The sequence below is a fragment of the Marinovum sp. genome (assembly GCF_048263515.1).
GTDB lineage: Bacteria > Pseudomonadota > Alphaproteobacteria > Rhodobacterales > Rhodobacteraceae > Marinovum.
In genome coordinates this window covers 1-25,221 of the sequence record NZ_JBLXEC010000014.1, presented here as the reverse complement: position 1 = coordinate 25,221, position 25,221 = coordinate 1, and the positions used below count along the sequence as shown (strand labels likewise).

Genomic DNA, 25,221 nt, shown 5'->3' with positions numbered 1-25,221 from the left:
GTCCGGTGACCAAATGTGACTCCAAGCCGGTCGCCGGGCAAGCGATTCATCGTCGGCCGAGCCGGTTTCGGGGTGGCTTCGGCGCCGGATTGCGCATTTTTGGGCTGACGCAGGGTCTCCCAAAGTCGGAGCGCCCGCTCAGCCCGTCTGGAAGCAGTCGAGGATGTGGCGGCTGGTCATCAGGTCGAGATGCGCGCCGCCGCCGTTCTTGAAGACGGTGATCTCGTCGGCGCTCTGCCGCGTCATCGCCTCGGGATCGTAGAAATCCGCCAGCAGATCTGCGCGTTTGATCGCGCCGGAGGCCAGCGGAATGGCGATCTCGCCGATATGGCCGATGGTCGTGTCGAAACTGTCGACAAAGACCCGGCCGCGCTGCAGGGCCACATCGTCGACCTCGCGCATGTCGGCGCGGTAGGCGCCGATCAGGTTGAGGTGCTGGCCCGGTTGCAGCCAGTCGCCGCGGATCACCGGCTCGGTCGCCATGGTGGCGCTGACGATGATGTCGGCCGCCCGTACCGCCGCTTCGAGATCCTCGGCCACCGTCATGCCGGGGCAGTGCCCGGCCAGCGCCTCGGCCTTGGCGCGAGTGCGGTTCCAGACGGTAAAGCGCGCCTCGGGAAACCCGGCGCCGAAGGCCTCGTACAGTGACCTCGCCACCGTCCCTGCCCCGACGATCAGCACCCCGCGCGCATCGCGGCGCGCCAGCCGCAGCGCGCCCAGCAGGGAATCGCCGGCCGTCTTCCACTTGGTCACCAGATGGAAATCGACCATCGCGCTCAGAATGCCGGTGCGGTCGTCAAAGAGGCTCACCGCGCCGTTGATCGTCGGCAGGCCCTCTGGGGCGTTGCCCGGGTGGATCGTCGCGGTCTTGACCAGCGAGCCCAGCCCGTCGATCCAGGCCGCGCGGCTGAGCAGCGTATCGCCGCCGCGCCGCAGGAAGGTGTCGCCGATCTCGGCCTTGGGCAGCTGATGCCCCGCCGCCAGCGCCTCGGTCAGCCGCAGCCAGTCGAGCCGCGCCTCGCCGTCTTCATAGGTGATGAAAGGAACGCTCATTCCGCCTCCTCCGGATCCAGCAGCCCTTCGGCCACCAGCCGATCGGCCCAGCCGTCGGGACCGTCGAACAGATGCACCTGCCAGCCACGCGACTGCGCCATGGCAATATTGTCGGCCCGGTCATCGGCAAAGAGCAGCCCCGATGGCGCCACGCCGCAGGTGCTCTCGAGCAGCTCGTAGATCCGCGGCTCGGGCTTGATCGCGCCGATATGGCCCGAGATGTAGCGCTGGTCGAACTCGGTCAGGAAGGGATAATGCGCGCAGGCGATGTCGAATGTCGCCCGGCCGAAGTTCGACAGCGCAAAGACCGGCACGCCGCGCGCCCGCAGCGCGCGCAGCAGCCGCACTGACCGGTCGATGGCGGGGCTCGCCATCTCGATCCAGTTGTCGTGCCAGCAGCGCACCTCTTCGGCCCACTCGGGATGCGCCTCGGCCATCCCGGCCACCGCCTTGGCGAAATCATGGCCGCGGTCGACATCGTCGTTCATCGCCAGAAGCGGCACGTCCTCGAACAGCCGCCGCCGGCGCTCTTCGCCGAAGCGCCCCTCGAAGAAGCGCTCGGGATTCCATTCGATCAGCACATTGCCGATATCGTAGACAACTGCCTCGACCGCCATCACAGGCCCTCCACGGTGGTGATCAGCCCGGCCTCGAGGCCCCGGCGGCTCTTGATGACATGATCGACCCGGCGCAGCGCGGCGGGGTGGCGGGCGTCGAGCACGCCGAGACGGATCAGCAGCCGCGCCATCAGCGCCTCGCTGGCACGGGTGGCGCCATCGGCGATCTTGACCGCGATCCCCAGGCCCTGCGCCGGCAGGATCGCGGTAAAGACACCGTCGGCGCCGGTCTTGACCACTACGCCGTCCATCGCCCGCATCAGCTCGGTACAGGCCCGGCCTTCGCCGGCGACCAGATCAGGGTGCTGGCGCATCGACTCGACAAGCCGCACAGCCGCAGTGCTGGCGCTGTCGTTGCGCTGACCGGCGCTGGCAAACCACGCCATGGCACGGGCCACGCCCTTGAGAGAGCTGGCGAAATTCGGCGCCGAACAGCCGTCGATGCCGTAGCCCGGGCTGGTTTCGCCGGTGGTCTCTTCATAGGCGGAGAGCACCGCACGCTGTACCGGATGATCCGGCAGGATATACTCGGGCCCGCCGCCCAAGTGCTTGTTGAGCGTCAGGAAGCCGCAGTGCTTGCCGGAGCAGTTGTTGTGCAGCTGGCAGGGGCTGGTGTCGCCCTTGGTCAGCGCGGTCTGCGCCGCCCGGTCGCTGGGCCACTGCGGCCCGCAGCGCAGGTCCGCCTCGCCCAGCCCCAGGCTTTCGAGCCAGGCGGCGGCCAGATCGGTGTGCCGCGCCGCGCCCTCGTGGCTGGCGCAAGACAGCGCCAGTTGCCGGTTGTCCAGGTCCTTGCCGGCGCCGCTGGTCATGAGCGGCAGCGCCTGGATCATCTTAATCGCCGAGCGCGGCAGGATCACGACATCGGGATCGCCCCAGGACTCGACAATTTGCCCTTCGGCATTGCAGATGACCGCATGACCACGGTGCAGGCTTTCGACAAAGGGACCGCGCCGGATTTCGACAAGAGGCACAGCACCGGCATGGGGATCGGAGGTCATCAAACACCGTTCAATTATTGGCGATTTTCTGCCAACGGGCCTTTCGCCCGTCGCACCTTTGACGCTAATATGCTTTTGTCGAGAAGGAAACGGCCGCGTGGCAAACCCAGACCTGAAAAAGGCGGGCAGCGCGGCCTTGTTATTGTAGTTGAGGCTAGGACAGCTTGGAGGCTGGACATATGATTCTTCCCTTTGCCCGCAGCATGGCCGCAGTGCTCGCACTTGCGGCGGCCACGGCCGTTGCCGCGCAGCAGGAAAGCACCAATCGCGTCGCGGCCCAGACCGATTGGAGCGTCTTCACCGAAGACGACCCCAAGGAATGCTGGGCGGTGACCCGGCCGAAAGAGACGGTGAACACCCGCGACGGCCGCGTCGTGGCGGTGCGCCGGGGCGACATCCTGCTGTTTGCCTTCTTCCGCCCCGAGGCCGGGGTGAACAAGCCGCAGATCACCTTTACCGGCGGCTATCCCTTTGCCAGCGGCTCGACCGTCAATGTCGACGTCAATGGCACCGAGTTCGAGATGTTCACCGAAGGCGAATGGGCCTGGGCGGCCTCTCCTGCGGATGACGCCAAGATCGTGGCGGCGATGAAACGCGGCTCTTCCGCGGTGCTGACCGCCCGTTCGGCGCGCGGCACGATCACCAAGGACACGTTCTCGCTCCTGGGCTTCACCGCGATGATCGAGGATGCGGAGAACCGCTGCGCCGGCTGAGCCGGGCTGATCTCTGCCCGGCTTTCGGGCTGGCAAATAAACTGAAGAGGCCGCCGCTATGGCAGCTTGTCGCGAATCGGGCGGGAATCCTTTTGATTCCGCGCCCGAATCCTATATGTGGGGCACTTCTTTCGGAAAATGAGCCGCTGACATGACCGCGCCGATCACCCAGGATGTGCTGACCATCCCCCGCAAACTGCCCGAGGGCGGCAAGACCAACCTTGTTGGTCTGACCCGCGATGCCATGCGCGAGGCGCTCCTGGCCATCGGCACGCCCGAGAAGCAGGCAAAGATGCGCGTCGGCCAGATCTGGCAGTGGATCTACCAGTGGGGGGTGCGCGATTTCGACGTGATGACCAACCTCTCCAAGGCCTATCGCGCCGAGCTGGCTGAGCATTTCACCATCGAGATCCCCGAGGTCGTGTCCAAGAACGTCAGCGCCGATGGCACCCGGAAATACCTGGTGCGGATCGCCGGCGGCCATGAGGTCGAGGTGGTCTATATCCCCGAGGCCGATCGCGGCACGCTGTGCATCTCGTCCCAGGTGGGCTGCACGCTGACCTGTTCCTTCTGCCACACCGGCACCCAGAAGCTGGTGCGCAACCTGACCGCCGGCGAGATCGTCGGACAGGTCATGTTGGCGCGCGACGATCTGGGCGAATGGCCGGAAAAAGGCGCGCCCAAGAACGAGACGCGGCTGCTGTCGAACATCGTGCTGATGGGCATGGGCGAGCCGCTCTACAATTTCGAGAATGTGCGCGACGCGATGAAGATCGCCATGGATGCCGAGGGCATCCAGCTGTCGCGCCGCCGGATCACGCTGTCGACCTCTGGCGTTGTGCCCGAGATCGCGCGCACGGCGGAAGAGATCGGCTGCCTGCTGGCGGTCAGCTTCCACGCCACCACCGACGAGGTGCGCAACAAGCTGGTGCCGATCAACAAACGCTGGAACATCGAGGAACTGCTGGGCGCGTTGCGCGAGTATCCGCGGATTTCCAACTCCGAGCGGATCACCTTTGAATACGTAATGCTCAAGGGGGTGAACGACAGTGACGCGGACGCCCGCCGTCTGGTCAAGCTGATCCAGGGCATCCCGGCCAAGATCAACCTGATCCCGTTCAACGAATGGCCCGGCTCGCCCTACGAGCGGTCGGATTGGGAGCGGATCGAGAAGTTCGCCGATATCGTGCACAAGGCGGGCTATGCCTCGCCGATCCGCACTCCGCGGGGCGAAGACATCATGGCGGCCTGTGGCCAGCTGAAGTCTGCCACCGAACGGGCGCGCAAGTCGCGCAAGGACATCGAGGCGGAAGCCGGGCTCTGAGCGGGGCGCCGTCCCGGACTTGATCCGGGACCTCTTTTCCCGCTGTTGGCAAGAGGCCCCGGGTCGAGCCCGGGGCGCGTTGGTCCGGGTGGCGTCGGGAGCGCATTTGCAGCCGGCGTATCGCCCAAGGCATCAAGGACAGCCACAAGCCCGAGCCGTGCATCGTCGGGCCGCGGTGCGGCGATCTCCCCTCCGTTCAGCAGCGCTTTATCCCCACCAAATCCGAAGATGACCTGATCGACGCACTTGTGTCAGCCAAATCGCCGTCCCGGGGGGCGGCCCGGCGATGCGCGGCGGCCTTTGGCCGCTGTTAACGCGCTGAGTGATCTGCCCCGAAGCACGGATTACCGCACCGGCGTGAACAGGGCATCCTTCATCGTGCAATCCCGGATCACGTCCCGCCCACAAGGCACCGGCTCCAGGTCGAGCGACAGGCAGATCCGCGCCTCCTGGATATGGCCATCGCGGCAGGTGATGGTGATCATGTCGCGCTCGAGCTTCGGGTTCTCCTTGAGAAACGCCTCTTCCACCACCGCCGCCGGCAGCTTCACCGCCTTGTCCAGCTTGCGAAACACCTGCGGCCGCTCCACCGCGTCGTAAGCCGCCCGCGACGCCGCGAAATAGCGCTCGGCAGACAGCCCCGAACAGGTGCCGTGCTTCTTCCACTGGTGCCAGGCCAGACCGGCGGTGCCCATGATGTCTGCCATGTCTCGGGTCATCGCCCGCGACGGCGCGCGTTCCACCGTCGGGCAATAAGACGGCCAGCCCTGGTGGTACTGCGGCCAGAGCCCGTGCAGCGTCCAGCCGAAGTCGTGCCGATCCTCGCATTGCTCGGATCCTTTGGCATCGCCCTCGATCTCGCACCAGTTGGGCGACCAGCTGAGCGCCAGCACCCAGTAGTCGAACTCACCGGCCTTTTCACCGTCTCCCCAGGCCGCCAGAGGCAGGCAGAGCGCCACACAGAGGGCAATCACACGCATTTTTACTTCCCATTCACCGTTTCCGGGACTATAAGCCTCCGAAGTTCCCCGACAATGGAAACCGTTCCGGCTCAGACCGGGACAGCCGATCCAGGCGACGGGAGAGTTTTGTTCAAAGGAGACCGCCGCATGGCCAAACTGCTGCACCCCAAGGCAACCGCCGTCTGGCTGGTGGACAACACCACGCTGACCTTCAAGCAGATTGCCGATTTCACCGGCATGCACGAGCTCGAGGTCCAGGGCATCGCCGACGGCGATGTGGCCGCGGGTGTCAAGGGCTTCGACCCGATTGCCAACAACCAGCTGACCCAGGATGACATCGACAAGGCCGAGGCCAATCCGCTGGCAAGGCTGAAGCTGAAATTCAACCCCGCCGCGCATGACGAAGACAAGCGCCGGGGCCCGCGCTACACGCCGCTGTCCAAGCGTCAGGACCGTCCGAACTCGATCCTCTGGCTGGTCAAGTTCCACCCCGAGCTGGCCGACAGCCAGATCGCCAAGCTGGTGGGCACCACCAAGCCGACGATCCAGTCGATCCGCGAGCGCACCCACTGGAACATCGCCAACATGCAGCCGATCGACCCGGTGGCGCTGGGGCTCTGCAAGCAGTCCGAACTGGACGCCGCCGTGCAGAAGGCCGCCGCCAAGAAGGCCGCCGCGGGGGAAGCCATGTCGGATGACGAGCGTCGCAAGCTGCTCTCGACCGAGCAGAGCCTCGACATGCCGGCCGAGCCGCGCATTCCCACCGCCATCGAAGGGCTCGAGACCTTCTCGCTGTCAGACAGCGACGATGATGACGAAGAAGAGGATACCCGCGACATCCACGACGCCGACAGCTTCTTCAACCTGCCCGGCTCGACCGATGACGAGGACGAACAGCCCTGATCGCGGCTTGCATCGCTGAATAATCTGAACCCGGCCCCCTGTGGCCGGGTTTTTCATGTGCGCCGACGCGAAATGGCAGGGAACCTGCGGCCGCCTCGCGCGGTTGGCTTCACGAACAGGTCATCACTCGGACAAAACAGGGAGCAGCCCCATGTGCCTCATCACTGCCTTCGAATCCCAGGTTCGCGCCACTCCGGCCCCGGAAGACGTGACAGCGCCGCAGATCAGCGTCGCCCGCGGCGAAGCCGGTCAGGTGCTGGTCGATGTCACCGGGTCCAGCTTTCACGCAGCCTCGGACCATGCGATCGCGGTGATCGACGCCTGTGCCGCCACCGAGATCGAGGATGACGAGGGCCGCGCCCGCAGCAGCTATGCCCACGGCATGGTGATCCGTGACGAAGCCGGCGCGCCCGCGGGCTATCGCTGCATCTTCCAGCTCGAACCGCTGGCCGAGACGTTCACCCCACGCCCGGCACAGCACTGCGTGCCGCTTCAGGCCGCGCTGCGCTGACAAAGCCCCCGGGCAGGCCCCCTCAGAGCTTGCCCGCCAGGTGCAGGTCCAGGTCTTCGAGCCGATCCTGCCCCCAGAACCTCTGCTCGCCCACCACGTAGAAGGGCGAGCCGAAGACCCCGGCCTCGATCGCCTCTTCGAGGTTGCGGGAATAGGTTTCCGCCCCGGCCAGCAGTCCACTGTCGGCAAGCGACGGATCGAAACCGGCCTTTTCCAGCAGATCACGGATCACCTCATCCTGGGCGATATCCCGGTCCTCGGCCCAGACCGCACGCGGAAAGCTGTGCGCCAGCGCGCCGAGATCGCCACCGCCGGCACTCTGCGCGGCAATCAGGGCATAAGATGACGGCGCCATGTTCGTCGGGAAATGCGCGGGCTTGAGGTTCAGCTTCATCTCCAGCCGTTTTGCCCGCCGTTCGAGGTCCTGCAGGCGATAGACCTGCCGGTTCGGGTGGCGGTCCTTGGGCGGCGTGCCGCCGGTGCGGGCGAAACAGGCCATGATGTCGAAGGGCTTGTAGGTGATGGTGGCGCCGTGACGGGCGGCGATTTCCTCGAGCCCGGTGCCTGCAAGGTAGGTGAAGGGCGAAATCGTTGCGAAGTAGTAGTCAATTTGTGTCATGACGTCCTGTCCCTTTGACAGTTGGGTTTTGCGGACCGTAACCGCGTGCTAAGCGAAGTCAACGTCACGAATCCTTTACTTTTTATGCCCGGGATCTCACTCACATGCCCCAGCTCGTCGAACCGAAACTCATGTCCGGCAATGCCAACCTGCCCTTGGCGAAGTCGATTGCTCGCCGGATGTCCATGCACCGCGGCATCAATGTCGACCTCGTGAACGCCCGGATCGAGCGGTTCAACGACCAGGAAATCTACGTCGAGGTCTATGAGAACGTCCGCGGCGAGGACATGTTCATCATCCAGCCGACATCGAACCCGGCCAACGACAACCTGATGGAACTGCTGATCATTGCCGACGCGCTCAAGCGGTCTTCGGCGCAGCGCATCACCGCGGTGATCCCCTATTTCGGCTATGCCCGTCAGGACCGCCGCTCGCGCGCGCGGACCCCGATCAGTGCCAAGCTGGTGGCCAACATGATCGTCGAAGCCGGCATCGAGCGGGTCCTGACCATGGATCTGCACGCCGCGCAGATCCAGGGCTTCTTCGACATCCCCGTCGACAACCTCTATGCCAGCCCGGTCTTTGCGCTCGACATCAAGAACCAGTTCAAGGGCAAGCTTGACGACATCATGGTGGTCTCGCCCGATGTCGGCGGCGTGGCCCGGGCCCGCGAGCTGGCCAAGCGGATCAACGCGCCGCTGTCGATCGTCGACAAGCGCCGCGAAAAGGCCGGTGAAGTGGCCGAGATGACAGTGATCGGTGACGTGAAAGGCAAGAAGTGCATCATCGTCGATGACATCTGCGACACCGCCGGCACGCTCTGCAAGGCGGCCGAAGTGCTGGTCGCCGCCGGCGCCACCGAGGTACATTCCTACATCTCGCACGGCGTGCTGTCCGGCCCCGCGGTCGAACGCATCAGCAAGTCGGTGATGAAATCGCTGGTGATCACCGATTCCATCGAGGCCACCGAAGCGGTGAAGAAGACCAAGAACATCCGCATCGTGCCGACCGCGCCGATCTTTGCCCAAGCGATCCTCAACATCTGGAACGGCACCTCGGTCTCGTCGCTCTTTGATCATGAGACGCTCGAGCCGATCTACGAAGGCATTCTCTGAGCCTGACAGGCGGGAGGTCATTTCCTTTTTGCGCAGGGGCACTAGTGTTCCTGCCATGGATGACCTGACCCCCGCCTTTTCCCCCCTGCCCCGCGCCACCGCCGCCGACGGCACGCCCCGCCGCGTCGGTCTCGAGGTCGAGCTTGGCGGCCTGCCAGAGGCGCAGGTGGCCGAGATCGCGCAGCAGACCCTTGGCGGCACGCTGACTTCGGGAGATGACCCGACCTGGCGGCTTGAGGGCAGCGCCGTCGGCGGGCTCGACATCTACCTCGATACTTCGCTGCGCAAATCCGAGAAAAGCGCGCTGCGCGATGCCGCCCTGACGCTCGGGCGCGACATCATCCCGGTCGAGATCGTCACCGATCCGCTCGACCTTGATGGCATGGAACGGTTCAACGCGCTCCTGCCCCATCTCCGCGATGGCGGTGCGCGCGGCAGCAGCGCCGGGCTGGTGCTGGGGTTCGGCGTGCATTTCAACATCCAGGTCGCGTCTGACCGGATGGCCGACATCCGCGGCCCGCTGACAGCCTATGCGCTGCTCGAGGACTGGCTGCGCGCCGCGATGCCGATCGACGAGACCCGCCGCATCCTGCCCTTTACCGCCCCCTATCCCACCACATTCGTGCGTGAACTGCTGGAACTGCCACCGGACGCGCCGCTGTCGGCGCTGATCGACCTCTACATCCACCACAACCCGAGCCGGAACCGCGGGCTCGACATGTTTCCGCTGTTCGAACATCTCGACCCCGATCGGATGGCGCGGGTTCATACCGAGCTGACCTCGGCGCGCCCGACCTTCCACTTCCGCCTGCCCGATTGCCGCATCGACGAGCCGGGCTGGTCGCTGGTGTCGGAATGGCGGCGCTGGCTGCTGGTCGAACAGGTGGCCGAGGATGCGCGGCTGCTGGATGCCATGGGACGGCTCTGGCAGGCAGCACATGGCCCGGTCACCTTGTCGCGCCACACTTGGGCGCAGCGCTGCGGTGACCTGCTGCTGGGCGCCGGGCTGGCCCGGGACCCGCTGGCATGAGCCGTCCGCTGATCGGCGTCACCACCTCGCGTCGCTCGGGCTGGCGGATCTTTCCGCTGGTGGCGCTCAACGTCTGGCTGGCGGGCGGCCGGGCACAGCGCTGGGTGGCGGGGCGCGATGCGCATATCGACCAGGTCGACGGCATCATCATCGGCGGTGGCGACGACATTTCGCCCGACCTCTATGGCGGCCGTCTGGTCACCTCGGCCCGCCTCGACCCGGACCGCGACGCGCTGGAACGGCGGCTGGTGCGCGAGGCCTTCGACTATCACAAGCCGGTGCTGGGCATCTGCCGCGGCTCGCAGATGCTGAATGTCGCGCTTGGCGGCACGCTGCACCAGGATGCCTATGGCGTCTACACCGCCTCGCGCCGGGTCTACACCATCCTGCCGCGCAAGACCGTGCGCATCTGTCCGCAGACCCGACTGGCTGGCGTCTCCGGGCAGAAACCCATGCAGATCAACGCCTTGCACTCACAGGCGGTGGACAGGCTGGGCGACGGGCTCAAGGTCGCCGCGCGCGATCTCGGCGGCATGGTGCAGGCCATCGAGCGGGTCAGCGACCCCTTTGCGCTTGGCGTGCAATGGCACCCCGAACACCTGTTCTACGCCCGCCGGCAACGGGCGATCTTTCGCGCCCTTGTCACCGCCGCCCGCGCCCGTCAGGACCACCGCAGCCAGATCGAGGAGGTCCGGCGCGAGGTCGAGATGGTCACCGAATAGAGCACAGCGCATAGCCGCTTCACCTTCGCGCCCACATTCGCTAGACCGGGCCGGACCCAATACGACAGCGGAAAGAGCCCCATGGCACTGGACAAGACATTCGACGCGCAATCCGCCGAGCAGCGGATTTACGAGGCTTGGGAAAAGATCGGCGCCTTCCGCGCCGGGGCGAATGCCAGAGATGGCGCCTCGACCTATGCGATCATGATCCCGCCGCCCAATGTCACCGGCGTGCTGCACATGGGCCATGCCTTCAACAACACCCTGCAGGACATCCTGATCCGCTGGAAACGCATGCAGGGCTTTGACACGCTCTGGCAGCCCGGCACCGACCACGCCGGCATCGCCACCCAGATGGTGGTGGAGCGCAAGCTGGCCGAGGAAGGCAAGCCGCCGCGCCGCGACTGGGACCGCGAGGATTTCACCGCCGAGATCTGGAAGTGGAAGAAGACCTCCGGCAACACCATCTTCCAGCAGCTCAAGCGCCTCGGCGCTTCCTGCGACTGGGACCGCGCGGCCTTTACCATGTCGGGCGCGCCGAATGCGCCTGCCGGCGAGGAAGGCAACTTCCACGACGCGGTGATCAAGGTCTTTGTCGACATGTACGAAAAGGGCCTGATCTACCGCGGCAAGCGGCTGGTCAACTGGGACCCGCATTTCGAAACCGCGATCTCCGACCTCGAGGTCGAGAACATCGAGACCCCCGGCCACATGTGGCACTTCAAGTACCCGCTGGCCGGTGGCGAGACCTATGAATACGTCGAGAAGGACGAAGACGGCAACGTCACCCTGCGCGAGACCCGCGACTATATCTCGATCGCCACCACCCGCCCCGAGACCATGCTGGGCGACGGTGCCGTGGCGGTGCATCCCTCTGACGAACGCTATGCGCCGATCGTCGGCAAGCTCTGCGAAATCCCGGTCGGCCCCAAGGAGCACCGCCGGTTGATCCCCATCATCACCGACGAATACCCCGATCCCGATTTCGGCTCCGGCGCGGTCAAGATCACCGGCGCGCATGACTTCAACGACTACCAGGTGGCCAAGCGCGGCGGCATCCCGATGTACCGCCTGATGGACACCCGCGGCTGCATGCGCGACGATGGCGACCCCTATGAGGACGCCTCGGCCATCGCCGTCGAGGTCGCCACCGGCGAGCGCACCCTGACCGAGGCCGAGGCCGACGCCATCAACCTTGTGCCCGACGCGTTGCGCGGCCTCGACCGGTTCGAGGCGCGCAAGCTCGTGGTGCAGCAGATCACCGACGAGGGGCTCGCGGTGATGGTCCCCGCGCCGCCGAACGAGGACGGCGAGGTCTGTTTCGACGGCGGCATGATGCCCTACGTCGAGAACAAGCCGATCATGCAGCCCTTCGGCGACCGCTCCAAGGTGGTGATCGAGCCGATGCTGACCGACCAGTGGTTCGTCGACACCGCCAAGATCGTCGGTCCCGCGCTCGACGCCGTGCGCGACGGCACCGTGCGCATCCTGCCCGAAAGCGGCGAGAAGACCTATTACAACTGGCTGGAAAACATCGAGCCCTGGTGCATCTCGCGCCAGCTCTGGTGGGGCCACCAGATCCCGGTCTGGCACACGCCGGGCCTGGGTGGTGAATGGCGCTCGTTCTGCGCCGCCACCGAGGAAGAGGCGCTGGCACAGATGCACGCCACCTTCGGTGACGATGCCGAGTTCCTGCTGGTCGAGGACGAGAAGGCCGCCATCGAACTGCTGGCCGAGACCATCCGCACCGATCCCGACATCACCGGCGTCGACCAGCGCCACCGGCCGCAGGCGATCCCGGTGTTCCGCGATCCCGATGTGCTCGACACCTGGTTCTCGTCCGGTCTCTGGCCGATCGGCACGCTCGGTTGGCCCGAGGACACCGAGGCCCTGCGCAAGTATTTCCCGACCTCGACGCTGATCACCGGCCAGGACATCATCTTCTTCTGGGTCGCCCGGATGATGATGATGCAGCTCGCGGTGGTCGATCAGATCCCCTTCGACACCGTCTACCTGCACGGCCTCGTGCGCGACGCCAAGGGCAAGAAGATGTCGAAGAGCACCGGCAACGTCGTCGACCCGCTCGAGATCGTCGAGGAATACGGCGCCGACGCCCTGCGCTTTACCAATGCGGCGATGGCCTCGCTCGGCGGGGTGCTCAAGCTCGACATGCAACGGATCGCGGGCTACCGCAACTTCGGCACCAAGCTCTGGAACGCCGCCCGCTTTGCCGAGATGAACGGCGCCACCGGCTCGGACGGCACGATCCCGGTGGCGACCTACCCGGTCAACACCTGGATCATCGGCGAAACCGCCCGGGTGCGCGAGGTGGTCGACCAGGCCCTCACCGATTTCCGCTTCAACGACGCCGCCCAGGCGCTTTATGCCTTTGTCTGGGGCAAGGTCTGCGACTGGTATGTGGAGTTCTCCAAGCCGCTTCTGCTCGATGGTGACGACGCGACCAAGGCCGAGACGCAAAAGGTCATGGGCTGGGTCATCGACCAATGCCTGATCCTGCTGCACCCGATCATGCCCTTCATCACCGAAGAGCTCTGGGGCACCCTGGCCCCGCGCGCCAGGATGCTGGTGCACGCCGACTGGCCTGTCTATGGCAGCGAGCTGATCGATGCCGAGGCCGACCGCGAGATGAACTGGGTGATCGAGGTGATCGAGACCACCCGCTCGGTCCGCGCCCAGATGCATGTGCCGGCAGGCCTGCATGTGCCGATGCTGGTCACGCAGATGGAGCCCGCCGCCCGCGCCGCCTGGGACCGCAACGAGACGCTGATCAAGCGGCTGGCGCGGATCGACAGCCTGACCGCGGTCGAGAGCTTCCCCAAGGGCTGCGCCACCCTGCCGGTCAGCGGCGCCACCTTCGGCCTGCCTCTGGCCGAGATCATCGACGTCGAGGCGGAAAAGGCCCGGCTGGAAAAGACCCTCGGCAAGCTCGCCAAGGAACTCGGCGGGCTGCGCGGCCGGCTGAACAACCCGAAGTTCGCCGAGAGCGCCCCGGAAGAGGTGGTCGAGGAAACCCGCGCCAACCTCGCCGCGCGCGAAGAGGAAGAGGCCAAGCTGAAAGACGCCCTCACCCGCCTCGCCGAACTTTAGACGGCACCGCCGCGCGGCACCGTCGCGCGGCGTATTTCAGAAAGAGAAGAAGAGGCGGGTTGCGCCTGGCCTGCCCGCCTCCGCTCTCGCGCAGCGCCTTGCTGCTTCCTCTTGCTCGAAATACCCTCGGGGAGTGTGAGGGGCTGGCCCCTCACTCCCACACCTGTCACAGGCGGCGACATCCGGAAACAAAGCCGCCCCGGGCCCCGATCCGGGGCCTCCCCGTCAGCCCACCAGCTTGACGTCGACGGTGGCGTCCAGCGAGCTGGCCAGCGACAGGAACCGCGCCTCGGCCACCTCGCCATACAGCGGCCAGGCTCCGTCGGACAGCCGCAGGCTCAGCACCTTCTTCTTCGGCCGCCAGCCCAGCTCGCCGATATGGCCGCCCTCCGACATCCAGAGCATGGCGCCGAAGCGCATCGCCTTGCCGAGGATCTCGGCCTCGCGCAGCTCCTTCTCGTCGAGGATCGGCAGTAGTTCGTCGAAGCGGGTGCCCGTGCGCTTGTTCTTGTAGCGGTGCAAAAGCGCCAGCCCGAGAAACACCCGCTCCCAATGCGCCAGCCCGCCCAGGTTGGCGCGGGTGGCATTGTCGAAACAGGTTTCGGCGCGGTAATCCGGATGCGCCCGCCAGCTCACGTCGTGCAGCAGGCAGGCCGCCTGCACCAGCCGCAGCTTGGCCGGGCGGGCATTGGCAAAGAGCGGCAGGATGAATTCATAGAGATCGCGGCCAAAGCCCGGCAGGCGGGCGTCCTTGGCCTCGGCAAACAGGCAGGCCTCGATCAGCGGGTCGCGGTCGCGCAGCTGCTGCGGCATCTGCTCGTAGAGCAGCCCCTCGCGAATGCCGTAGCTCGAGATCGCGATGTCCTTGGGGCGGAAGGTCTGCACCAGCCGCTTGAGCACCTCGATGGCGTAGGGCACCAGCGCCATCCGCGAGGCCGACAGGCTGCAGCGGCTGCGCAGCTCGTCGAGGTCCCAGCCCTCAATGTATTTCGCCGTCTCGCGCACCGCGCTGGTGGTCATGCGGTATTCATGCAGCACGTGCAGCGGATAGCCGCGGCGGTCCATGTCGATCCGGGCGATTGCCCGCCAGGAGCCGCCGACCAGGAACAGCCGGTTCGACTGCGGCCCCATCTCCTGTTGCAGCCGGTCGATCACCGCCTTGATATGCGCCTTGCGCCCCTTGGCGCCGCCCTCGATGTCGCGAAGCTTGAGCGGCCCCAGCGGCGAGGTCACGCATTTGCCGACCTGGCCGTCGTTGATCTCGGCCAGTTCCATCGACGAGCCGCCGATGTCGCAGATCAGCCCGTAGGAGCCGGGCCAGCCCAGGAGCACACCCTGCGCCGAGAGCCGGGCCTCTTCCTCGCCGTCGATGACGTGGATTTGCAAGCCGGTCTCGCGCAGCACCTGGTGGCAGAAGTCGGCACCGTCGGCGGCATCGCGCACTGCGGCGGTGGCCACGGCGGTCAGCGGCGGCAGGTCCATGCCGCGGGCCAGATACTGGAAGCGGCGCAGCGCCGAGAGCGCGCGGCGGCGGCCTTCGGGATTGAGCACACCCGACTCGGCCATGCCCGCGCCAAGGCCGCACATGATCTTCTCGTTGTAGAAATACGCCGGCGAGCGCGCCGCGCCGTCAAAGACCACCAGCCGGACCGAGTTCGACCCGATGTCGACCACGCCCACCCGTGCCAGCCGGCGGGCGCTGGGATCGTCGAACAGGGCGCGACCGAAAGGCCCGTGATCCTGAGCCGCACCTTCGCGAATTACGTCCATGATAGTCCCCGGCGTTTTCCCCATATGGACCGGCAAGTCCGGCGCGGTCAACGCCGCGGCGGGGTTTTATCCGTCGCTCTACCGGTCAGAAATCCCGTCAGAAAACCTGACGCTGCGGCAACCGGAACGCTGCGGCCTGCGCCTTTGCCCGGCGGTGGCGTGCCGGGCGGCACCGCGGTGCCCGGCGGTGGCGTGGCCGTGACCGGCACCACCGGCCTGCGGCGCGGCCGGCGACGCCGGCGCAGCGCGACAAATGCCGCCAGGATGATCACCAGCGCCAGGGTCAGCGTCATGCCGGCGACGGCAAAGGCCGCCCCCGGTCCGCCGAGGCTCGGCTCGAGGGCGAGAAACAGCCCCAAGCAGCCGAACATCAGGGTCAGACCGAAAAAGGTCATCACCAGCACCCAGGCCGCCAGCCCCAGCGCGGCCAGCCTTGCGACCCGCCGCGACTTGAGCGCCAGAAAATCGGTGACCAGCGTCGTGAGCCCGCCCGTCAGGCTCATTTGCGGCCCAAAAGCCCCGACAGGATCACGCCCGCCGCAAAGGCCAGCCCGACGGTGGCCAGCGGGTTGGAGCGGATGTGATCCTCGGTCATCTGCCGCATCCGCGCCCCTTCGTTGCGCGCCTGGTCATACAGCGCACGGGCCTCGGCCGAGAGATGCTCGAGCCCGGTGCCCGCCCGCGCGACGCCGGTTTGCACCTGCTCGCGCACGGTGCCGCCGGCCATGGTGGCGAGGGTCTCGATATCGCGGCGCGCGACTTCGAGCTGTTGTTCGAGTTCTTCCTTGGTGGCCATGTCTTTCTCCGCTGCGTGGGGTGCGCGCCTTGATCGGCGACTGCACGGGGATGGTGGGTGGTGCTCCGGAGCGCCGGGGCGGCGTCCGGTCAGGGTTAAACAGGCGGCTTGCCGCGAACGACGCGCATCACCAGGGCAATGATAAACAGAACGATTAGGACAAAGAAGATGATCTGTGCGGTAGCGGTCGGAATCAACGCCACATTGGCGATGCCCAGCAGCCCGACGGCCATGGCAACAACAAGGAATGTCAGGGCCCAGCCAAGCATCGGGGTCTCCGCGTCTCGCACATCTCGCATACACACTGCCATCCTGGCGCGCGCTCACAGTTCCGCACCTAGGGCATTGAGGCTAACGGTCAAGGGGGCCGCCGCGCATCGACGGGCCGCGGAGCGGCGATGCACGGCGGCCTGCGACCGCTGTTGACGCGCTAGGGGCATCATTCACGAGCCAGGGCGCCATCGGTCACGGGGCCGGTGCGCGTCGGCGGGCCGCGGTGCGGCGTTCCTCCCTCAGGTCTACAGCGCTTTATCCTAGCCAAATCCGCAGAAGACCGGAGCGGCGCGCCTAGGTCAGACAGATCGCCGTGCCGAGGCGACGGCCCGTCATGCCGAAGGCATGCCTCTGGCATGATGCGCGGCGGCTTTCAGCCGCTGTTGACGCGCAGGGGAGCATCATTCACAAGCCATGGTAGCGCCGATCAAGGGGCCGCCGCGCGTCGGCGGGCCGCGGTGCGGCGATCCTCCCTCAGGTCGGCAGCACTTTATCCTGGCCAAATCCGAAGAAGACCGGAGCGGCGCGCCTGTGTCAGACAAATCGCCGTGCCGGGGGGCGGCCCGGCGATGCGCGGCGGCTTGCAGCCGCTGTTAACGCGCGGGGGGCGTCGCACAGAGGCGCGGCAAAGCCTGCTCAATCCTCGGTATGCGTCAACGTCGGTACATCCGCCGCCCCGGCCGATCCCCGGCCGGACAGCGACGGGTTCTCCATGAAGAACCGGTGGCAGTTGAAGGCAAACGCCCCCTCCGACACCTTCGGCCGGTGGAACGTCCCGTCAGGCCGCATCACCCAGCTCTGTGCCACATCGGCGAGGTTGGCGGCCATGATCTGCTCGGTGATCTGCGCCTTGACCGTGGGGTTCCTGGCCTCGACCAATGCCTCGATCCGCCGGTTCAGGTTGCGCCCCATCCAGTCGGCCGAGGAAAAGAACACCCGGCTCCGCTCTGACGGCAAGCCGCCACCATTGCCGAAACAGACGATCCGCGAATGTTCGAGAAACCGTCCGACGATGGATTTCACCCGGATGTTCTCGCTCAGCCCCTTCACCCCGGGGCGCAGCCCGCAGATGCCGCGGATCACCAGCGAGATCTTCACTCCGGCCTGGCTCGCGGCATAAAGCGCGTCAATGATGTCAGGCTCGATCACCGAGTTCAGCTTGGCCCAGATCGCCGCCGGCCGGCCCTCGCGGGCATGCGCCGCCTCGGCCTCGATCATCGCCAGCAGGTCGGTCTTCATGTCATGCGGCGAGATCGAGATATTGCGCAGATCGAGCGGCCGCGCATAACCCGAGACATAGTTGAACACCCGCGTGGCATCGAGGCCAAGGTCGGTGTCGCAGGTGAAAAAGCTGAGATCGGTGTAGATGCGCGCGGTGATCGGATGGTAATTGCCGGTGCCGTAATGGGTGTAGGTCACCAGGTCCTTGCCCTCGCGCCGCACCACGGTCGAGATCTTGGCATGGGTCTTCCATTCCAGAAAGCCATAGACCACATGCGCGCCCGAGCGTTCCAGCCGCCGCGACTGGCGGATGTTGGCAGCCTCGTCGAAGCGCGCCTTGAGCTCGACCAGCGCGGTCACCGACTTGCCATCCTCGGCCGCCTCGCAGAGCGCGCTGACGATCGGAGAGTTCTTCGAGGTCCGGTAGAGTGTCTGCTTGATCGCCACCACGTCCGGGTCGCGCGCAGCCTGTTGCAGGAAGCGCACCACCATATCGAAGGTCTCGTAAGGGTGGTGCAGCAGCATGTCCTTTTGGCGGATCGCGGCGAACATGTCGCCGTCATGGTCCTGCACCCGCTCTGGCACCCGCGGCGTGAAGGACGGCCAGAGCAGGTCCGGCCGGCTGTCGAGCACCAGCTCGTTGAGGTCGGCCACGCCCAGCATGCCGTCGAGCTCGATGATCTCGTCGTCGCGCACATGCAGCTCGCGTTTGACCACGTCGAGCAGCCGCGGCGGCGCGCCGCGCGACACCGTCAGCCGCACCACCTCGCCGCGCCGGCGGCGCTTGAGCGCCACCTCGAATTCGCGCACCAAATCCTCGGCCTCGTCCTCGACCTCGAGATCGCTGTCGCGCAGGACGCGGAATAGAAAGTGCGCCTTGAGCCGGTAGCCGGGGAACAGGCTCTCGGTGTGCAGCAGCAAGAGTTGCTCCAAGGGCAGGAAGCGCCGCGTGCCTTCCGGCGACGGCAGGCTGACAAATCGGTCGGTCTGGTGCGGGATCGGCAGCAGCGCCTTGAGTACCCGTCCGTCCGATTGCCGCTCGAGCTCGAGCGCGAGGCTGTAGCCGGTGTTCGGAATGAAGGGAAAGGGATGCGCCGGGTCGATCGCCAGCGGCGAGAGGATCGGAAAGACCTGCCTCAGAAAGACCGTATCGAGGTGCTGCTTGTCCGAGAATTTGAGATCGACGCGGTCGACGATCTCGATGCCCTGTCCCTCCATCTCGCGGCGCAGCGCCGCCCAGGTCTCCTGCTGTGCGGCCATCAGCCGGCGGGCATCCTCGCGGATCAGCACCAGCTGTTCAGCCGGGGTCAGCCCGTCGTGCGAGGGCGTGGTGTGGCCCTCCTTTTCCAGCTCGCGCAGGCCGGCGACGCGGACGGTGAAGAACTCGTCGAGGTTGGCCGCCGAGATCGACAGGAAGCGCAGCCGTTCCAGGAGCGGCACACGCGGATTGCCGGCCTCTTCCAGCACCCGCCAGTTGAAGCCGAGCCAGCTCATCTCGCGGTTGACGAAACGCCCCGGGCCCTCCTGGGCCTCGCGCGGCAGACTGACGGGCTCGGGGAAATCGGAATTGAGAAAATCGGCTTGGGTCATGGGGCGATAATCGGGCAGTTTGCGCGGAACTTCCATCCTTATCTCAACACCTTGTGGCGTCTTGGGGTCGGTTTCGCCTGGGGCTGCCGGAGAAACGCTCGTCCAAAGCGCAAGCCGCGCAATGTCGGGCCGCGGTGCAGCGACCCGGCCTCAGTTCGGCAGTGCTTTATCTTTGCCAAGTCCGAGGGAGATCAGATCGACGCGCTTGTGTCGGCCAAATCGCCGCGCCGTGGAGGCGGCCCGGCGACGCGCGGCGGCCTTTGGCCGCTGTTAACGCGCTGGGGGGCTGAACCCCGTGACACCGGGTACAAGCCGCGCATTGTCGGGCCGCGGTGCGGCGATGCTCGGGTTGTTCGGTAGTGCTTAACCTTTGCCAAATCCGCAGAAGACCAGAGCGACGCGCTCACGCCAACTAGGCTCAGGATGCATTGATTTCTATGGCGCAGCGTGATTCACGGTTCCGAAAAGGAGCGGTGACATGAGCGATCTCTTCTGGCTGACCGACGCGCAGATGGCACGTTTGACCCCCTTCTTTCCGAAGTCACATGGGAAGCCCCGGGTTGACGACAAGCGGGTGCTGAGCGGGATTATCTTCATCAACCGCAATGGCTTGCGCTGGCGAGATGCGCCGAAAGAGTATGGCCCTCACAAAACGCTTTATAGCCGATGGAAGCGTTGGAGCGAAAAGGGCATCTTCGCGCGGATGATGGCCGGGCTGGCGGCGGAACACGGCGAAGAGAAGACCGTGATGATCGACGCGACATACCTCAAGGCCCATCGAACGGCGACCAGCATGGTCGCCAAAAAGGGGGGCGTGGTCGTCTGATCGGTCGAACCAAAGGCGGCATGAACACCAAGCTGCACGCCATCTGCGACAGTCAGGGGCGGCCGATCGATCTGTTCGTTACCGCCGGACAGGTGAGCGATTACATCGGCGCACGAGCCCTGCTGAGCGGCCTGCCAAACGTCAAATGGCTGTTAGGCGACCGCGGCTATGATGCTGACTGGTTCAGAGAAGCGTTGCAGGGCAAGGGGATACGCGCCTGTATCCCAGGCCGAAAGAAGCGCAAGACACCGGTCAAATACGACAAGCGCAGATACAAGCGGCGCAACCGCATCGAGATCATGTTCGGCAGGCTCAAGGACTGGAGGCGCGTCGCGACCAGTTATGACCGCTGCCCCAAGGTGTTCCTCTCTGCCATCGCACTCGCGGCTCTCGTCATCTATTGGTTATGAATCCTGACCCTACGAGAAGAGCAACCAGACAACCGATTTTTCGGCGCCTGCCGATCGGCAACTCAATGCAGCCCGGCCTGCAGCAGACGCCCGGCGTGATCCGTGATACCTGCGCAAATTATCTGCGGTCTTGCGTTTTCCCATTGAAAGGGCTTGTAAATTTCTGTGGTCCACGAAAAACCATTTTCTGATGCCATGCTTGGTCGCCGGTTTTGTGAAAACGAAGATGTTGTCACAAATTCCTGTGGGCAAGCCGGCCAATTTCATGCTGGCGAAAATTGTCTGGAGGTTCAAAAATGACATCAGAGATCAGGCTGGAAGACGATTACGTGGTCGTCAGTGAGCCCGGTGAAGGCTTGAACTACTGGATCGATTATGAGCACGGCTACGTGACTGCCGACGCTGGGCACTTCCTTGCGAACGACGTGGGGCTGGGCGCAGGGGTGGTTATCGAGGACATCACCCTTTCGAATATCACGTTCGACGGGATTGAGCCAACGTGGGCGTGGAATGAGGATCGGCGGTACGGCACCCCCAGTCAAAATATGGGGGACTACTACTTCTATGAATATGATTCCGCTTGGTTCTACGGTCGAGACAATGACGGCCTGGATTGGTTTTATCTTGACCTGTGGGAAGGCGAGTCTGGGAGCATCTCGAGCGAGGGTCACCTCCTCAATTACTACAGCTCGTTCTACCATTCTTTATCCGTGTCGGGAGGCATTGTCGACGAATTCACGTTCGCCACGACAGTCGAATTCGACTACACGGTCACGGTAGACGGGCAGGCTCATACGGCGCATGCCATTTATGTCTACGATCTGGGGACCTTCGAGGGCGTGGCCGAGCGCGAGATTTCGGTGCGGGTCGATGCCGACGAGATCGGGCCGACCAGCGCCATCTACGAGGCCTACCAGGACCACCCGGACCTCCAGATCTGGATCTCCGGCGGACCGGGCGTTGAATTCGAATATGACCCAGAGACGGGCCAGAGGCAGATCGTGCCGGGCCAGTTTGACGACCTGGCGCCTGGCGAGACCCGCGAGCTGACGATCACGTACTACATATCGGACGGTGTCAGGTCTGACACCCGAGAGGCGACCTACACCGTCGTGGGCGTGGCCCCTGACGTGGTCGTTGATGAGACCGGAACCGCCATCGGCACCGATTTCGACGAGACCCTGCTGGGCTCTGTCGGGGATGACGTCATGGACGGCGCCGGAGGTGACGATCTCTTCGAGGCCAGCGCCGGCAATGACACCCTGGTGGGCGGCAGCGGCGACGACACTTACATGCTGGCGCCGGGTTCTGGTGTCGATCGCATCGTCGATGATGGAGGCGTGATCGATCTTTTCGCAGACATTCCCGACGACATGATTTCCATGATCCTCTACGAGGTGAACGGTGTCCCGGAACTGCATATCTCGCTTCTGGATGAAGATGGACAGGAGACCGGTGACAAGCTCATCATCGAGAACTATGGCGCCAATATCACCTCCGGCGGCAATATCACCTCCGGCGGCAATTGGGATCTTCCGGAAAACCACGGCCCGGGTGGCGGCTCAAGCATCCTTGTTCGGCCGGACCTGGATCTTGGCGGAGACGGCGGAGACGGCGACGGACCACGTGAAATCGTCATCAGACCCCGACCCGAGGCAACGGCCGACGTCCAGATCCTGGAATTCGACGCGGATGATCTGCGCTTGATGCGCGACGCGGACAATCCCTCGGACCTGATCGTCTTCTTTCGCGACGAGCCGAACATCTCTCTGAGGATCGACGATCATTTCGACGGCGAAGGTTTCACTGTCCCCGCGGTGCGCGGCATCGTCTTTCACGAGGCCGATCCCATGGACCTCACCGGTAACCTCACGCTTGAGGGGACCAGCGCCGACGAGATCATCCGGGCTTCAGGCCATGTTGATACCCTTGTGGGTGCCGGCGGCGACGATGTCTTCGCGGGATCGGTCACGGAACTGTGGCATGACAGCATCCAGGATGCCTCCTACGGCGACCAGGTCTTCGTGACCGGCGCATTCTTCGAGCAGGACGATGTTTCCGTTTCTGCCGAAGGCCTGGTGCAGATCGATATCGACGACCAGCTTGCAGGCAGCGAACTTGAGTTCCAACTCGAGGGATGGTCCCAGCAGCCTTTGAGCTACGCTGTCACCCAGGATGAGACCGGTACGCGCATCGACTTTACCGCGCCGCCCTCTTTCGAGACGGCCAACATCTGTGTGATCGGCGGCGCTCGGATCGATCTGAGCCGACTTTTCTTCCTGGAAGATGACGACCAGGACGTCACCCGGGTGGATGTTCAATTTGTCTTCGTGGGCACCGACGAGGCAGGTGAAAACGTCGAGGTCAGTCTTCCCGATCAGATTTCACTGACCTACGAAGAGTTTCAGAACTACGACTTCCGCAACGTCGGAACCTGGTTCGAACCCGCCCAGCTGGTTGGGTTTGCCGATCTTGATTACCCGGAACAGTCCTTCAACGGATATCTTCAGATCTCCGCTCGCGCGACCGATGCCTTCGGCAATGAATCGGACTGGGCCCATGCGTTCGTTGCCACGGATGAATATGTGCAACGCACCGAACCTGAGCGTCTCGAGGACCTCGATCTGGGGTCCTTCATTTGGTCGAAGGTCATGGATGGCGCGTCAGCCTCCATCGACTGGGCCTCGCATATCGAGAGGCAGCAGAACATCAAGATCGTCGGTAAGGTATTCGACAGCATCAGCGCTTTTGGAGATGCCATCTTCCTCTTTGTCGCTGCAGACAAGCTTGGTGATGACCGCCCCCACATGACAGACCGCGAATACTTCTCGAAGTACACCGCGCTTATCGGCAACAGTGTTCTCGATATCATGTCGGCAGGCGCCGCGGCCTTTGCAATTCCGACCCTGGGCGCCTCCCTCGCGGGTTCGGTTGCGATCTACATAATCAAGGACATCTTGGAAGCCACTGCTTTCCTGGAGCAGGTGGCGAACGCACTATACGAGGGGTACTTCGACGAGGATGGCGAGGGCATCAACCTCCAGGAGTTCGTGAACGAGATCCTTCAGGATGAGGACCTCAGCGCAGGGCTTGCTGCGGACTATTCCTCCAAGGTCGCCGTCATGACCGAGCATGGTGGCTACGAGCCGAACCACGTGGCCGTCGATGCCCAGGGGGTACGGGATTGGAGCGCAGAAGACATCGCGCGCCTGCAGGGTGCCGATCGGCTGTCCGTGGTCAATGACGGAACGATCTCCCTGGAGGAAACACCCGAGGGCATGGTCCTCCATTTCGAAACAGAGGATGGCCCGCAGAGCATTGCTGTCGCCGAGGGTCTGGACGTCACGCTGTATGACAGCGAGGAAGCGTTCTTCACCGCGGAGCTGGCAAACCAAAGCGCTCGGGACTTCTTCGAGAACTGGGTTCGTGACCAAAGCGCCGCTGTCGACCTCCAGGCGTCCGAGAACGACGATATCCTGATTGGCTCCGAGGGCGAGGACGTCTTCTCGGTGGCAGGCGGATTCGACGAGGTCTATGGCGCCGGCGGCGCGGACACGATCCTTGTCGATGCGGCAACCACCTCGGAGACTGACAGCTTCCGGTTCGTCGAATTCAGTGTCGATGAAGGCGATGCGATCACCTTCACTGGTTTTGACCGGGATCGGGAAATCTCCAGCCTTGAGGAGCTCCAGGAATGGGTCGACGCGGGCTACGCGACAGTCGAGGAATGGGATGATGAAAGCGGCGATCTGAGCGTCACGTTCGAAGGCCTCGACGGCGACCTTCTCTCGCTCGACAATGTCATCGAGGGCGGCAACGGCTCCAACGTCACCGACGGCGGGGCAGGGAACGACACCATTACCACGGGCAACGGCAACGACACGATCCTCGGTGGTGCCGGCGCTGACGTCATTGCGGCGGAGAACGGCAAAGACGAGATCCGCGGTGGCTCTGGCGATGACACGATCGATGGTGGTGCCGGCAAGGACACCATCGACGGTGGAGAGGGCGACGACCTTCTCTCCGGGGGCAATGGCAAGGACGTCTTCGTCTTCCTGAACAACTCGGGGAATGACGTGATCACCGATTTCCGCACGTCGAACGAGGTGATCGATCTGAGCGCCACCGGGGCGGAATTTGATGACCTCCTGATCGAGCAGGTTAATGGCGGTGCTTTGATCTCCGGCTTCGATGATGAAGGAAGCTCGATCCTGCTGTCGCGGGTTTCGGCAGGCAGTGTCGATGCGGACCACTTCCTTTTCTGAGCTCTGAAACGGCCGGAGAGGCCGGGTCCTGGAGGCCGTGGGCGTTGTCCGCGACGCGCCCAAGTCCTTTTACAGGTTCCATGATCCTTCGCCGAACTGGCTGACCAACAGGCGCCTGAGTGATCTGCTCGAGGAGTACGATCGCCGGCTTATCTCCCTCGGGGCTCATCACGTCGCGCTCCATGCACCTTGCGGGGCGCCCGGTCATGAGGACAGGGCCGTTGCCTCCTACGGGCCCCTGAACTACTGGCGCTACGCGCTCGCCGATGGGCGCAGCGACGAGGATTTGTCTTCCGATGGCCGGATAGTGATTGGAAGGATGTGATCCCCGGAAACGCCCCCGATCTCGGTTAGAGTTTTCCGCATCGAATCCCCGGCTGGGACAGGAGCGGAAA

General features: G+C 64.7%; 20 protein-coding genes. 10 read left to right on the top strand and 10 right to left on the bottom strand.

The window, feature by feature from the left end:
* Window positions 1–138: 138 nt before the first annotated feature.
* From ACN0SE_RS13510 to ACN0SE_RS13500, 3 genes are read right to left on the bottom strand one after another with little or no spacing between them, the layout of a single operon-like run.
* Window positions 139–1,053 (bottom strand): ornithine cyclodeaminase family protein, encoded by a 915-nt coding sequence (locus ACN0SE_RS13510; protein WP_417525054.1) that lies wholly within the window; start codon window positions 1,051–1,053, stop codon window positions 139–141.
* Window positions 1,050–1,670, bottom strand: coding sequence for an HAD-IA family hydrolase (locus ACN0SE_RS13505; protein ID WP_417525053.1), 621 nt, complete (start codon window positions 1,668–1,670; stop codon window positions 1,050–1,052). Before ACN0SE_RS13505 ends, ACN0SE_RS13510 begins: the two co-directional genes overlap by 4 nt.
* Window positions 1,670–2,668: an asparaginase gene (locus tag ACN0SE_RS13500; protein WP_417525052.1), complete on the bottom strand. Its 999-nt coding sequence runs from the start codon at window positions 2,666–2,668 to the stop codon at window positions 1,670–1,672. The genes ACN0SE_RS13505 and ACN0SE_RS13500 overlap by 1 nt, the downstream gene beginning before the upstream one ends.
* 203 nt (window positions 2,669–2,871) lie before the next feature.
* Between ACN0SE_RS13500 and ACN0SE_RS13495 the strand changes: the two genes are divergently transcribed.
* Complete coding sequence (locus ACN0SE_RS13495) at window positions 2,872–3,381, top strand: invasion associated locus B family protein (protein ID WP_417525051.1); 510 nt, start codon at window positions 2,872–2,874, stop codon at window positions 3,379–3,381.
* 151 nt (window positions 3,382–3,532) lie between these two features.
* Entirely contained in the window at window positions 3,533–4,705 is a 1,173-nt protein-coding gene (rlmN, locus tag ACN0SE_RS13490; protein ID WP_417525050.1) for a 23S rRNA (adenine(2503)-C(2))-methyltransferase RlmN, read from the top strand.
* 344 nt (window positions 4,706–5,049) lie between these two features.
* On the opposite strand, the gene ACN0SE_RS13485 is transcribed toward rlmN, so the two are convergent.
* Complete coding sequence (locus ACN0SE_RS13485) at window positions 5,050–5,685, bottom strand: ribonuclease T2 family protein (RefSeq protein WP_417525049.1); 636 nt, start codon at window positions 5,683–5,685, stop codon at window positions 5,050–5,052.
* A gap of 129 nt (window positions 5,686–5,814) precedes the next feature.
* Between ACN0SE_RS13485 and ACN0SE_RS13480 the strand changes: the two genes are divergently transcribed.
* Window positions 5,815–6,570: a DUF1013 domain-containing protein gene (locus tag ACN0SE_RS13480; RefSeq protein ID WP_417525048.1), complete on the top strand. Its 756-nt coding sequence runs from the start codon at window positions 5,815–5,817 to the stop codon at window positions 6,568–6,570.
* 151 nt (window positions 6,571–6,721) lie between these two features.
* Complete coding sequence (locus tag ACN0SE_RS13475; protein ID WP_417525047.1) at window positions 6,722–7,081, top strand: hypothetical protein; 360 nt, start codon at window positions 6,722–6,724, stop codon at window positions 7,079–7,081.
* 22 nt (window positions 7,082–7,103) lie between these two features.
* On the opposite strand, the gene ACN0SE_RS13470 is transcribed toward ACN0SE_RS13475, so the two are convergent.
* Entirely contained in the window at window positions 7,104–7,700 is a 597-nt protein-coding gene (locus tag ACN0SE_RS13470; RefSeq protein ID WP_417525046.1) for a 2-hydroxychromene-2-carboxylate isomerase, read from the bottom strand.
* A 104-nt stretch (window positions 7,701–7,804) separates the two neighbouring features.
* Here ACN0SE_RS13470 and ACN0SE_RS13465 point away from each other — a divergent pair, with 104 nt between their 5' ends.
* The 4 genes from ACN0SE_RS13465 to ACN0SE_RS13450 all read left to right on the top strand — a co-directional run bounded on the left by ACN0SE_RS13465 (window position 7,805) and on the right by ACN0SE_RS13450 (window position 13,675).
* On the top strand, window positions 7,805–8,815 hold the full coding sequence (locus tag ACN0SE_RS13465) for a ribose-phosphate pyrophosphokinase (RefSeq protein WP_417525045.1): 1,011 nt from the start codon (window positions 7,805–7,807) through the stop codon (window positions 8,813–8,815).
* A gap of 55 nt (window positions 8,816–8,870) precedes the next feature.
* Window positions 8,871–9,845 carry an amidoligase family protein gene (locus tag ACN0SE_RS13460; RefSeq protein ID WP_417525044.1) on the top strand — a complete coding sequence of 325 codons (975 nt, stop codon included), beginning with the start codon at window positions 8,871–8,873 and terminating at the stop codon, window positions 9,843–9,845.
* Window positions 9,842–10,567 (top strand): gamma-glutamyl-gamma-aminobutyrate hydrolase family protein, encoded by a 726-nt coding sequence (locus ACN0SE_RS13455; protein WP_417525043.1) that lies wholly within the window; start codon window positions 9,842–9,844, stop codon window positions 10,565–10,567. The genes ACN0SE_RS13460 and ACN0SE_RS13455 overlap by 4 nt, the downstream gene beginning before the upstream one ends.
* A gap of 81 nt (window positions 10,568–10,648) precedes the next feature.
* Window positions 10,649–13,675 carry a valine--tRNA ligase gene (locus tag ACN0SE_RS13450; RefSeq protein ID WP_417525042.1) on the top strand — a complete coding sequence of 1,009 codons (3,027 nt, stop codon included), beginning with the start codon at window positions 10,649–10,651 and terminating at the stop codon, window positions 13,673–13,675.
* Between the two features lie 225 nt (window positions 13,676–13,900).
* Here the strand turns inward: ACN0SE_RS13450 and ACN0SE_RS13445 are convergent, their stop codons facing one another.
* The 5 genes from ACN0SE_RS13445 to ACN0SE_RS13425 form a co-directional block, all read right to left on the bottom strand.
* A complete protein-coding gene (locus ACN0SE_RS13445) occupies window positions 13,901–15,445 on the bottom strand; it encodes a Ppx/GppA family phosphatase (RefSeq protein WP_417525041.1) in 1,545 nt (514 codons plus the stop codon).
* A gap of 47 nt (window positions 15,446–15,492) precedes the next feature.
* A complete protein-coding gene (locus tag ACN0SE_RS13440; protein WP_417525040.1) occupies window positions 15,493–15,948 on the bottom strand; it encodes a hypothetical protein in 456 nt (151 codons plus the stop codon).
* The gene (locus ACN0SE_RS13435) at window positions 15,945–16,241 is read right to left on the bottom strand and encodes a DUF883 family protein (RefSeq protein WP_417525039.1); all 297 of its coding nucleotides are present in this window, start codon (window positions 16,239–16,241) and stop codon (window positions 15,945–15,947) included. The genes ACN0SE_RS13440 and ACN0SE_RS13435 overlap by 4 nt, the downstream gene beginning before the upstream one ends.
* Window positions 16,242–16,336: 95 nt before the next feature.
* A complete protein-coding gene (locus ACN0SE_RS13430; RefSeq protein WP_417525038.1) occupies window positions 16,337–16,510 on the bottom strand; it encodes a DUF1328 domain-containing protein in 174 nt (57 codons plus the stop codon).
* 640 nt (window positions 16,511–17,150) lie between these two features.
* Entirely contained in the window at window positions 17,151–19,325 is a 2,175-nt protein-coding gene (locus ACN0SE_RS13425; RefSeq protein WP_417525037.1) for an RNA degradosome polyphosphate kinase, read from the bottom strand.
* A gap of 478 nt (window positions 19,326–19,803) precedes the next feature.
* Between ACN0SE_RS13425 and ACN0SE_RS13420 the strand changes: the two genes are divergently transcribed.
* Window positions 19,804–20,561 (top strand): IS5 family transposase gene (locus ACN0SE_RS13420; protein WP_417525036.1). Its coding sequence is split into 2 segments (ribosomal slippage): window positions 19,804–20,128 and window positions 20,128–20,561, totalling 759 coding nucleotides; the frame shifts between segments, so codons are not numbered across the junction.
* A gap of 296 nt (window positions 20,562–20,857) precedes the next feature.
* The gene (locus tag ACN0SE_RS13415) at window positions 20,858–24,826 is read left to right on the top strand and encodes a calcium-binding protein (protein WP_417525035.1); all 3,969 of its coding nucleotides are present in this window, start codon (window positions 20,858–20,860) and stop codon (window positions 24,824–24,826) included.
* The last annotated feature ends 395 nt before the right edge of the window (window positions 24,827–25,221 follow it).